7 protein-coding genes are annotated in these 11,972 nt (G+C 40.2%); 4 read left to right on the forward strand and 3 right to left on the reverse strand.

Annotated elements, in window-relative coordinates; genetic code table 11:
* Positions 1-2: 2 nt before the first annotated feature.
* Positions 3-650, reverse strand: coding sequence for a hypothetical protein (locus ACTJKC_RS09190; RefSeq protein ID WP_440791289.1), 648 nt, complete (start codon positions 648-650; stop codon positions 3-5).
* Positions 651-931: 281 nt separating this feature from the next.
* On the opposite strand from ACTJKC_RS09190, the gene ACTJKC_RS09195 reads away from it, so the two are divergent.
* From ACTJKC_RS09195 to ACTJKC_RS09205, 3 genes are read left to right on the forward strand one after another with little or no spacing between them, the layout of a single operon-like run.
* Positions 932-4,042, forward strand: a complete 3,111-nt coding sequence (locus tag ACTJKC_RS09195) for a SusC/RagA family TonB-linked outer membrane protein (RefSeq protein ID WP_440791291.1) — start codon at positions 932-934, stop codon at positions 4,040-4,042.
* Between the two features lie 17 nt (positions 4,043-4,059).
* Positions 4,060-5,562 carry a SusD/RagB family nutrient-binding outer membrane lipoprotein gene (locus ACTJKC_RS09200; protein ID WP_344851555.1) on the forward strand — a complete coding sequence of 501 codons (1,503 nt, stop codon included), beginning with the start codon at positions 4,060-4,062 and terminating at the stop codon, positions 5,560-5,562.
* Positions 5,563-5,575: 13 nt separating this feature from the next.
* Positions 5,576-6,469 carry a DUF1735 domain-containing protein gene (locus ACTJKC_RS09205; RefSeq protein ID WP_440791293.1) on the forward strand — a complete coding sequence of 298 codons (894 nt, stop codon included), beginning with the start codon at positions 5,576-5,578 and terminating at the stop codon, positions 6,467-6,469.
* A gap of 449 nt (positions 6,470-6,918) precedes the next feature.
* Here the strand turns inward: ACTJKC_RS09205 and ACTJKC_RS09210 are convergent, their stop codons facing one another.
* Positions 6,919-9,429 carry a M1 family aminopeptidase gene (locus ACTJKC_RS09210; RefSeq protein ID WP_440791295.1) on the reverse strand — a complete coding sequence of 837 codons (2,511 nt, stop codon included), beginning with the start codon at positions 9,427-9,429 and terminating at the stop codon, positions 6,919-6,921.
* A 124-nt stretch (positions 9,430-9,553) separates the two neighbouring features.
* Here ACTJKC_RS09210 and amaB point away from each other — a divergent pair, with 124 nt between their 5' ends.
* Positions 9,554-11,095, forward strand: coding sequence for an L-piperidine-6-carboxylate dehydrogenase (gene amaB, locus ACTJKC_RS09215; RefSeq protein WP_440791297.1), 1,542 nt, complete (start codon positions 9,554-9,556; stop codon positions 11,093-11,095).
* Positions 11,096-11,231: 136 nt separating this feature from the next.
* Here the strand turns inward: amaB and ACTJKC_RS09220 are convergent, their stop codons facing one another.
* Positions 11,232-11,870 carry a GIN domain-containing protein gene (locus tag ACTJKC_RS09220; RefSeq protein WP_440791298.1) on the reverse strand — a complete coding sequence of 213 codons (639 nt, stop codon included), beginning with the start codon at positions 11,868-11,870 and terminating at the stop codon, positions 11,232-11,234.
* Between the last annotated feature and the right edge of the window lie 102 nt (positions 11,871-11,972).

The raw sequence follows: 11,972 nt of genomic DNA on the forward strand, positions 1-11,972 counted from the left end.
ACTTAATTTGATTTATTGTAAAAGTTGAATACTTTAATCAAATCCTCCTCTTGTTTCAGATCAAGCTGTTCATTTTTGATAAAAGTGGATATTTCGTCTTTTTTATCGCCTAAAACGGTTGTAATATTTTTTGCTGATGGCGTAAATTTCTGAACCACTCCACCTTTATTGGTAAAATAATTGCTTTGCTGAACCATTTTATTAGCCTTTTTTTTGGTGTACCAATCTTCTGTTGCCTCTTTTTTCACTGAGTATTGTTTAAGCAGCGCAACGCTTCCATCGGCCACTGTTTCGTAGAAATTGTTGGTATGATCAGCACCTGATTTAGTAAATGTATGAGATTTGCCAAGCGAATCGACCAGGGTGAATGACTGAACCGAATCCTGAATGGCATAAATATTATTATTCTCAGTATATTCTAGTTGCTGCGTTTCTAAATTATAGCGTAAATCTTTTACATTAAATTCCTTCTGGCTCACGGTTTTTATTTTGCCGTTAGCATACCTGTTGTTAAAGTATGGACTGCCTTCTGTTGGATTTTTTGTTACTGACTTTAACAGCGGCTTGGCGCTTGGACCAACTGTTACATTTTGTGCAAAAGCAAAAATTGCCTGAGTGGTTAGAAAAAAAAGGAAAATGAGGTTTTTCATATTGTTTTTTTTAGTTAAAATTTAGAAAATAGAAAGCTTTATTGCGCAATTAAGGCTTTAAAATTAATAACGTATCAGGATTTCTGTTTTTCATTTATTTTTTATCAAAAATCTACTGTTTTTTTAGTTTGAAATTGTAATTATTAAGAATTACTAAAACAATTTAGCTATATTTCAAATGCAATTTATACTATTTTTAATATAAATGATGTTTTTTTTGATTTATTGATAAAAATAACTGTAATTCGGGGATTATTAACTTAAACTAACTTCTAAAAACTATGAAAAAACTCGTACTGTGTTTATTCATGTTTTTATTTTGCGGCATTATAGAAACCAATGCTCAAAGTAAAAATATTACTGGTAAAGTAGTTGCATCTAATGATGGCCTTCCGCTTCCAGGGGTAACTATCCGTGTAAAGGATACAAAAAAAGCCACCACAACAGGCTCCGATGGTAAATTTACCATCAACGTTAGTCCGAATGATGTTCTCCAGTTCGCCTACCTTGGGTCTTTGCCTAAAGAAATTACAGTTGGTACACAATCTAACCTCGTTGTTAGTTTAGAGCCCGATTCAAAAACTTTAAGTGAGGTTACCATTTCTACCGCATTGGGTATTAAACGTAAGCCAAAAGAAATCGGTTATGCAACGCAGCAGGTAACCGGTAAAGCATTAACCGCAAGCAGGCCAACCAACCTTGCCACCGGTTTATCAGGAAAGGTTGCCGGTTTACAGATTAACCAGGCAAACAACCAGATTGATGCCGGCGATCAGGTAAGGGTTGTATTGCGTGGTAACCGCTCATTTACAGGGAACAACCAGGCCCTTTTGGTATTGGATGGTATTATTGTGCCTTTGAGTCAGTTAAATTCGATTAACCCGAACGATATTGACAATGTAAACATTTTAAAAGGTGCAAATGCTGCGGCGCTTTATGGTTCTGATGCTTCGAACGGTGTAATTATTGTGAGCACCAAGAGGGGATCTTCTGACGGAGGAGGCATTACCTATACTAATTCCACTTTACTAAATCGTTTAAGCTACTTTCCAAAGCTGCAAACGGAGTTTGGAGGGGGAACAAATCAGGATGATTTTGGATTTGGTTTGTACACGCCTTTCGAAAACCAGACTTTCGGCGATCGCTTTGATGGAAGCCTCAGGCCACTGGGCCGGGTATTAGAAGATGGTACCTACCAGATGGTTCCTTATTCCTATAAAGATGGTGAGAAAGAAAATTTCTTCGAAACCGGTATTGATGAGCAGAACGACCTTACCTATTCTGGCGGAAATGAAAGCGGAACCACGTATATCAATTTACAGCGCGTAAACAGTAAGGGTTATGTTCCTGGCGATAAATCGAACAGAACGGCAATCCGCATTAACGGAACCCGTAAGCTGAATAAATTTTTAGCCGATTACTCGTTCAACTACACACAAAGAAATTATGATAAAAGTAACAACCAGGTGTATAATAATGTAATTAATACGCCGGGTAACGTACCATTAACAGAGTATAGTGATGTAACCTCTAAATATGGCAACCCGAACGATTATTATAACGATTATTACAACAATCCGTATTTTGGTTTACAACAAAACCGTAATAATGAGAGAAGAGACGATTTGCTGGGTAATATTTCTTTTACTTATAAGCCGGTTGATTGGCTGAGCTTATTGGCCAGGGGTGGTTTCAGCAGCAAGAATACGCAGGGAAAAAATAAAAATTATGCCTATACCTATTCAGATTTTGCTCACAACTCAGGAAAGGCAGCAGCTGCAACGCAATACACTAAATCATCAGTAACCGATTACAATGAATTTGAAAGCAGGTACACGGGAGATTTTCTTGCAACAGCCACTAAAACGTTTAACCAATTTAAATTTACTTTAATTGGCGGTGCCCAGGTGATTCAGAAAAATTATAAGTACATGTCGCAATCGGGTTCTAACCTGGTGGTAGATAACCTTTTCAATATCAATAACCGTACTGGCGAGATTGTAGGTTCGGAAACGGAGCGAAACTCCAGACAACTGGGTGTTTTTGGTGATTTCACCGCTACGTATAACGATTTTTTAACCATCCACGTATCGGGCCGAAACGACTGGGATTCAAGGCTAGCGGCAAGCAACCGTTCATTTTTTTACCCGGCAATTGATGCTGCCATAACGCTTACCGATGCTATACCAGCTTTAAAAGAGAGTAAGGTAATCAGCAATTTGAAACTCCGCGGAGGTATTTCTAAAGTATATGCGGTACAGGTTGATCCTTACAACATCATTTCTACGATTAGTCCTGCAGGAAACTTCCCTTATGGTGGTACGGCAGGTTATTCGATAGATAACAAATTATTTGATCCAAACCTGAAACCGGAACACACAATTTCGAAAGAGATTGGTGTTGATATCGGTTTCCTGAATAACCGGATTACTTTAGAAACTTCTGCATACCTTCAGAATACAAAAGATCAGGAGATTATTAACGGTATCGATTTATCAGGCACAACCGGTTATACCAGTGCAGTTATCAATACTGGTGAGGGACAGAATAAAGGGATTGAGTTCAGTTTAAACGCTGCTCCTGTTATTGGTTTGGCCAATGGATTTAGGTGGAACGTTGGTGTAAACTATTCTTATAACACCAATAAAGTTTTATCATTATATCAAGGCCAAAATCAATTGGGAATTGGCGATAACAACTATATTGTGGTTGGCCAGAGTTTCCCTTCTTTACAGGTTAGTACTTATCAAACAGATCCGCAGGGCCGTGTTATTGTTGATGCCAATACCGGACTGCCACTTTCTAATCCGATCAATAAAGATTTCGGACAAACCAACCCCAGTCATGTTTTAGGTATCAATACCAGTTTCACCTTTAAAAACTTTACCTTATCAGGCGTAGCCGAATACCGCAGCGGTAACGTGTTTTACAATAGTTTTGCCGGAACACTTGATTTTGCCGGTATCAGTTACACTTCAGGAGAGGCCGGACGTGAGCGTTTTATTTATCCAAATTCAGTTATAGAAACATCGCCAGGGGTATTTGTGCCTAACACCAATACCACAACTATACAGGGCAATGGCTCTTTCTGGTCGGATGGTATCCGTACAAACACGGCTTCTAACTATGTAATGAGTGCTGCATTCTGGAAAATCAGAGAGCTTTCTTTGGCTTACCAGGTGCCAGGCCAGTGGTTACAGAGCAAGGCTAAATTTATTAAAAATGCGAGTATAGCGCTCATCGGAAGAAACTTGTTTATGTTCCGTCCGAGCGATAATATTTACACCGATCCGGAAATTAACGTAGGCACAGGAAATGCGCAGGGTGTTAATAACCTTAATCAAACGCCTCCAACCCGTATTTATGGTTTTACCGCAACAATTGGCTTTTAACGATTAACGAAAAAAACATGAAAAAGAAATTAATATATGTGTTTACAGTATCAGCAGTATTACTGTTGGGTGCCTGTAAAAAGGGGTTTTTGGATATTAACGATAATCCGAACAATGCAACTACGGTTAAACCGGCCCTGGTTTTAACCGGTGCATTAAATAATACTGCTGCCTATACAACCGGCGGTTCTATTTTTTACAGCTTTGCAGCACTATGGATGAATTACTGGATGACACCAGGGGGCGTTTCGGGATGGTATGAAGAACGTTCGTATAATTTTACCACCAACTGGAGCGGTTCTACAACACTTTGGGCCAATCTTTACGATAATTTAAATGATTACCAATATTTGGAAACACAGGGTAAAGCATCCGGACAGAATTTCTATGTTGCTGTTGCCAAAACAATGAGAGCATGGGATTTTCAGTACCTGGTAGATTTTTATGGTAACGTACCTTATACGCAGGCATCAAAATCTGTAACTTTCCTTAACCCAAAATACGATAAAGCGCAAAGCATTTATGAGGATTTAGCGAAACAGCTTGATACTGCTGCCAATTTGTTCAAAACCATTACGGTATCTCCTGCAGATGCCGCTGCTGATATTTATGCCAAAGGAAACCTGCAAAAATGGGGCAAGTTTGCCAACACCTTAAAACTGAGGATTCTTTTGCGTCAATCAGAAATGCCTGGTCGCGAACAATACATTAAAGATGAAATTGCCAAAATTACGGCCAATGGTTTTGGATATATCGGAACCGGAGATGGGATATTCAATAATCCGGGGTATTTAAATACGGCAGGAAAGCAAAATCCGTTTTGGGCCGTTTATGGTTATGGTGTTGATGGTACCAGAACTGCTTCGCATGGTTACATGTTGGCGAGTTCTTACGGTCTTAATTTCCTTCAGGATAATGATGACCCGAGATTGGGCCGGTTATATAATACCATTAACGATGGTGCGGGTACTACCTATGAAAGCTTAATTTGGGGACAGGACGTTGATGCTCCTTTTACCATTGCGAGGGTTTCGAGTATCGGTAAAGGTGTGTTGAAATCATTCGATCAGCCACAGCCGATTATTACCGATTTTGAAAGCTTGTTTATTCAGGCAGAAGCTGCACAAAGGGGTTATATTTCTGGCAGTGCACAAGCAGATTATGAAGCTGCTGTAACCGCAAACTTTGTTTACCTGGGGCTAACTGCAGCTGATGCAGCAACTTATCTTGCTGATCAGTCTGTTGCAACATGGGATGCGAATGCCGATAAAATTGCATTGATTATTAAACAGAAATGGGCGGCAATGAACGGCACAAATGCAATTGAACCATGGACGGATTACAGGCGCTTGGAGCTTCCGGCAGATATGCCAATTTCTATTGCTTCAACCGTAACCACTAAAAAAATCCCGGTAAGAATGTTATATCCACAGAGAGAATATAACACCAACTCTGCCAATGTAATTGCAGAAGGTACTATTAACCAGTTTACTTCAAGAATTTTCTGGGACGTTAAATAAATCAGTTAAAACGATGAAAAATAAAAATATATTCAGCGGACTTGCCGCAATGTTATGCATTGTAAGTCTTTCGTCTTGTTTAAAAAACAAAAACGAACAACCCGATTTTTCGGCTACAACACCCGTTGTAGAAATCCCGGTTGGCTCTCCGGTTGGTGATGGCAGTGTAAATTCGTTAACAACTTCGCTTATCCAGCAGGATGCACCCAGCGATTACATTTATTATATCAATTATGCAGCATCCAGTACAAAATCTACAGATATTAAAGTAACTTTATCTATCGATCCTGCCACACTTGATAAGTACAATGCTGCACATACTGATGCCCCATTAACCATGGTGCCAACAAATGCTTTCAGCACTTCTACAACCATTACCATTCCGGCCAATACCCGTAGGGTACAGGTTCCGGTAAAATTTGTGAGTACAGCTCTGGATCCTGCACTTAGTTATGGGTTGCCGATAAAAATTACCGATGCATCGGGAGAAGTGATCAGCAAAAATTTTGGGGCAGTTGTTATAAAGGTTGCAGTAAGAAACCGCTACGATGGAAAATATAGCTTAAAAGGTTATATTTTCAGAGAAGGTGATACTGATGGGCTTATGGGCTATTTTAAAGGTTTAAGTCAGGATTTATCGAGTAACGGTGCCACGGCATTAAACTTCTCTCAGGTTTGGAAAACTGGTGCCGGTGCTGGTGGTATTGATGGTTTAACCATTAATGTTAATCCGACAACCAATAAGGTAACGATGAAAAGTACAGCAAATGCAACTTTAGTAAACGATCCGGCTTACGATAGCCGTTACGATCCGGCTACTAAAACTTTTTATATTTCTTTTAAATGGGGCGCAAGTCCGGCCAGCAGGGCAGCTACCGATACACTTACTTATGTATCAGCTCGTTAAGAAATAAAACATTTTATCAAAGCCCCAAGGATGATTCTTTGGGGCTTTTTTATTATTAAGGTAGATGAAATTTTCAACCACGGATAGGCACAGATCAACACAGATTTTATATTCCTTTCGCATCAATAATCTGGTCTTAGCGTTTCGCTAATACACCAAAATATACTTTATTGTATGTCCGTAACAAAACGCTACAGACTAGATTGGTTCATAAAAAAGTCGTCATCTCGACTGAAACAGCCCTAATATTCGGAAGAGAGATCTATCTTGAGGTAGATCTCTCGGCTACATTGCACTCCGCTCGAGATGACGATCTGTTGGAGGTTGGCACAAGGCAATCTTAAAGCGCATGCTAATAGCGATCGTTTTAAGATTGCTTCCCCGAAATCGGGGCAGGCTGTCCGCTGAAAAAGCCTTTTAGCAATGACGACCTAGTGGAGGAATAAAAATTATTCCTTTTCTAAATCTGCAGCACCTTTTTTAAACAGTTCGGCCTGTTTGTTCAGGTTTGTTTTAGCTTCACCACTGGTTGCGGCGGCCTGTTTTGTTTTGGCCTGAGCAGTGGCCGCATAAGCGCTACTCAGCTGCTTGTTTAAGTACGATTGCAGTTTTAATCTTTCTATTGCACTGCTGATGTTGTTTATCCCTTTTTCGGTAATTGCAGGGTTTGTATTTGCCCTTAAATACTGAAAATACTGACCGATTACGCCAAAAATTTTATTGCGGTCGCCGGTTAGCATAATGTTTTCGTAAAATGCCTGATGCTCATCTTTAGGATCGCTGATGTACAACGATGCAATAGATGGCGCGATGTGGTCTTTCGTATCTGCATCTAAAGCCGATAGAGCCGTAATACTTTCTTGCGGAGCCAGTTTAGCCAAACCACCAATACCGGCAGCAAGCACTTTGTACGATCTGTCTTTCAGGCTTTCCTGCATCAACGTTTTATAAGCCTGATCGCCGGTTTCTGATAATTTTACTATCGCAGCCGATCTTACTTCAGTGTCTTTATCACTTTTTGCCATTTGAAGCAGGATTGGTAAAGCTGCGGCTTTAATTTTTGCATCTTCCAGGTTAATCCCGTCAATACTTAAAGCACGTAAATCTCCCGATTTATCTTTTAGTCCTTCAAGCAATACCTGCTGACCGCTGTTGGCTTTGCTTTGCATAATAAATTGTAAAGCTTCGATCCTGTTGGCATAACTTGGTGCATTTTTATATTGGAAATAATAATTTTCGGCTGTTTTATTATCGTTTGTTTCGCCCACAATGATTTTATCCACGTCGAAATCGATCAGATCGGGTTTAGCGCTTACGTCAAAACTAAAATTCTGCTCACGGCTATTGATCAGGATCTCTTTCCTGATTTTTTTACCACCAGCATAGATATCGATTTTAACCGGTAAGGTAAAAGTTTGCACGCCCGAATCCTGAGTTTGTTTCACCTTAATGGTTGCTTTGCCATTTTCGTAACCATAATCGATGCTTAAGATTGGGTGACCGCCATTGTAGTACCACTGGTTAAAATACGGGCTCCAGTCTTTACCGGTTACATCTTCCATGGCCAAACGCAATTGGTGTGTTTCGCCATTTTTGAAAGCATTGGTGGTTAAGTAGCGGTTAAGCGATTTGTAAAAAGCTGCATCGCCCATCTGGTTTTTAAGGGCATATAAAATGATCGATCCTTTGGCATAACTCACATTATCGAACATATCTTCCTTGTCGTTATAATAAAAACGGGCCAAAACAGGGCTCTCACCTTTCTTGGTCGATCCTAAATACGATTGCAGTTTTTCGTAACGCGATTTATCTTCCGCATCCTGACCAGCGTCGTGCCCGTGCCAGATTACCTCTCCAAAAGTAGCAAACGATTCGTTCATGGTTAAGTTAGACCACGATTCGGCAGTAACATAGTCGCCAAACCATTGGTGAAAAAGCTCGTGCGCAATGGTTCCTTCTTCATTGCCATCCAATAATTCGCGGTCTGTTTTTTGTACCTGCTCGCCATGTAAGGTTGCCGTGGTATTTTCCATCGCACCCGAAACATAATCCCTGGCCACCACCTGCGAATATTTGTTCCATGGATAATCTACACCCAAAATATTGCTGTAAAACTGGATCATATCGGGGGTTTTTCCAAATATCTGTTTGGCATAAGGCGCAAATTTTGGTTCCAGGTAATAATTCACTTCTTTGCCTTTATAAGTATCCTTTGTCACCTTAAACTCGCCAATGGCCATCATGAATAAGTAAGGTGAGTGTGGCAGATCCATTTTCCAGGTATCGGTTCTGGTTCCATCGGCGTTGGCTTTCTGACTGACCAGTTTACCGTTAGAAAGTGTGGTGTACTTTGATTTAACCGTCATCGAAATTTCTTCGGTGGTTTTCTGGTCCGGTTTATCTATTGTAGGAAACCATGCTGATGATGATTCCGTTTCGCCCTGCGTCCAGATTTGGGTTGGTTTATTTTTATCCGTACCATCAGGGTTGATAAAATAAAGGCCTTTGGCATCGGTTATGGCCGCACTTCCCTTTACTTTCAGTTCGTCAGGTTTGGCAGTGTAAGCAATGTAAACCGTATATTTTTCGGTATTGGTGTACTTTTTATTTAATGTGATGTATAGTTTATTGTCATTATACACATATTTAAGCGGTGTATTTCCATTAGCACCAACTAAAGCAACGGTTTTAATGTCCATGCCCTGCGCATCGAGGGTTAAAGAATCTGTAGGGTAAAAATGAGGCTTTAGAGTTACCCATTCTTTACCATATAAATATCGTTTAGCATAATCAAAAGATACATCGAGTTTGGTATGTACCAGATCGTTAACCTTGGTTGCGGTAACGCGGTAAACGCTGAGGTTATTTGATTTTTCGGCAGGTTGTTCCTGTGCGAAAAGTGGATTAGCCATAAAAGCTGAAACCAATATTACCCCACAGGCAATAAATTTTTTATTCATTTTTTAAGATTTTATAAGTCAGTTATCTTTAAAGCAAGATATTAAGAATTGTGGTAAAAGTAAAGCGTCAAATGTAACCTGCTTTAACTTAATTTTTTGTTTTTTTGTGTAAATCGTTAGATATATGACTACAGATATTCAATCTATTTTAAATAAACTGGGCGTACAGGCAGACAATGCGGCCTATAGTACAGGGAGCAGCTGGGGCGGTGCATCGAACACAGAAAGGTTGGAAAGCTATTCTCCTGTTGACGGTAAACTGATTGCTTCGGCGAGAGTTGCAAGTGCTACTGATTACGATGCCATTGTGGTAAAAGCACAAGCTGCATTTAAGGATTGGCGTACTGTTCCGGCTCCGAAAAGAGGCGAAATTGTACGTCAGTTTGGTGATGCCCTGCGCGAAAATAAAGAGGCTTTGGGCACGCTGGTTTCGTACGAAATGGGGAAAAGTTTGCAGGAAGGATTTGGTGAAGTACAGGAAATGATCGATATCTGCGATTTTGCAGTAGGTTTATCGCGGCAGCTTTACGGTTTAACCATGCACAGTGAACGCCCGAGCCACCGCATGTACGAACAGTGGCATCCGCTTGGGGTTGTAGGCATAATTTCTGCCTTTAATTTCCCCGTTGCAGTTTGGAGCTGGAATGCCGCGCTGGCCCTGGTTTGTGGTAATGTTTGCATCTGGAAACCATCAGAAAAAACACCTTTAACAGCTATTGCCTGTCAGCATATTATTGCAAAGGTTTTTAAAGCTAACGATGTTGCCGAAGGCGTTTGTAGCCTGGTATTAGGTGATAGAATTGTAGGCGAATTAATGACAAATGATAGCCGTATTCCATTGGTTTCTGCAACCGGATCAACCCGTATGGGGAAAGCGGTTGGTGCTGCTGTTGGTGCCCGTTTAGGTAAAAGTTTGCTCGAACTTGGGGGTAATAATGCCATCATTATTTCCGAACATGCCGATCTGGATATGAGTTTAATCGGAGCAGTATTTGGTGCAGTTGGTACGGCCGGTCAGCGCTGTACGTCAACCCGTAGGTTGATTATCCACGAAAGTGTGTACGATGCTTTTACCGCCAAACTGGTTAAAGCTTACGGGCAACTGCGCATTGGCGATCCGTTAGATCAAAATAACCACGTTGGTCCACTGATTGATACCGATGCCGTTGCAGCTTATTTAGATTCTATTGAAAAATGTAAAGCCGAAGGAGGTGATTTCATAGTAGAAGGAGGTGTTTTATCAGGCGATGCTTATGCCAGTGGCTGTTATGTAAAACCTTGCATCGCCGAGGTTCAGAATGATTATAAAATTGTTCAGCACGAAACTTTTGCACCAATTTTATACCTGATTAAATATAAAACATTAGAAGAGGCCATTGCGCGGCAAAATGGTGTGCCACAAGGCTTATCGTCAGCAATTATGACCTTAAATTTAAGAGAAGCCGAACAGTTTTTATCAGCTAAAGGATCTGATTGTGGCATTGCCAATGTAAATATCGGTACTTCGGGTGCCGAAATTGGGGGAGCTTTTGGAGGCGAAAAAGAAACCGGTGGCGGCAGAGAAAGCGGGTCGGACGCCTGGAGAGCCTACATGCGCAGACAAACCAATACGATCAATTATTCGAATACTTTGCCACTGGCGCAGGGCATTAAATTTGATTTGTAAAGAAGAATTGTCATTGCAAGAAGGAACGACGAAGCAATCTATATTGGCCAGGGTTTATAATCCGGACCATCTTTTAAAGCAAAAAAAGGCGCTGAAATCTTAATTCAGCGCCTTTATGGTAAAATATATGATAGGGTTAGAATAGTTTTTCTAATAAATCAACCCGGATATCATCGTAACGGGATTTGTTGTTTGCTAAAAGTGATTTTCCGGTTAATCGGATACTGGTTTCCTGAGCGGTAAAACCGGCCATATTTATTTTAGATGCTATACCCAAAACTGCCTGGTGAGAATCGGTTGTGCCTTCTAATTTTAAGGATGCATCATCTTTCACATTTGTTGATAAATTAACGGTATTGGCTTTAATGTCTGCCGATGCCTCATCATTTAAAACCACGTTCAGGTTTAACAGATTGAAAGTTCCGGCAGTGCTTACAGTTGCAGTATTTGAAGCTTCGATATCGGTTAAATTATTTACATGCGCTATAACCGTTAAGGCATTTTTATCAAATGAACTGATTCTCAATTCTGCTCCCTGTTGTTGTACCAAAGCATTTTTGGTGTAATATTGATCGTAAACCTCAACACTTTCCTTGGCATCCTGAACCAGGATCAGTTTCACATTGCCTGATACCACAATTTTGCTGATGTTTTTAACTTTGGTTATAGCAGTGTAGTTCGCATTGTTTTCTGTTGCGTTTGCTACAACTGTTGCGCTGCTTAAAGTAACCATTACTAATACTGCTGCGAATAAATTTTTGATAGAGTTTTTCATGACCTTAATATTTTATGTTTATAAATCTTAATTTTAAATCCCTAATAATTAGGTGTTTTTGTAGTTAAGACTGCGATCTGGTAAAAACGTTTCAGCCAATTT

The sequence above is a fragment of the Pedobacter sp. 22226 genome (genome assembly GCF_052045455.1).
GTDB classification, from domain to species: domain Bacteria; phylum Bacteroidota; class Bacteroidia; order Sphingobacteriales; family Sphingobacteriaceae; genus Pedobacter; species Pedobacter jeongneungensis.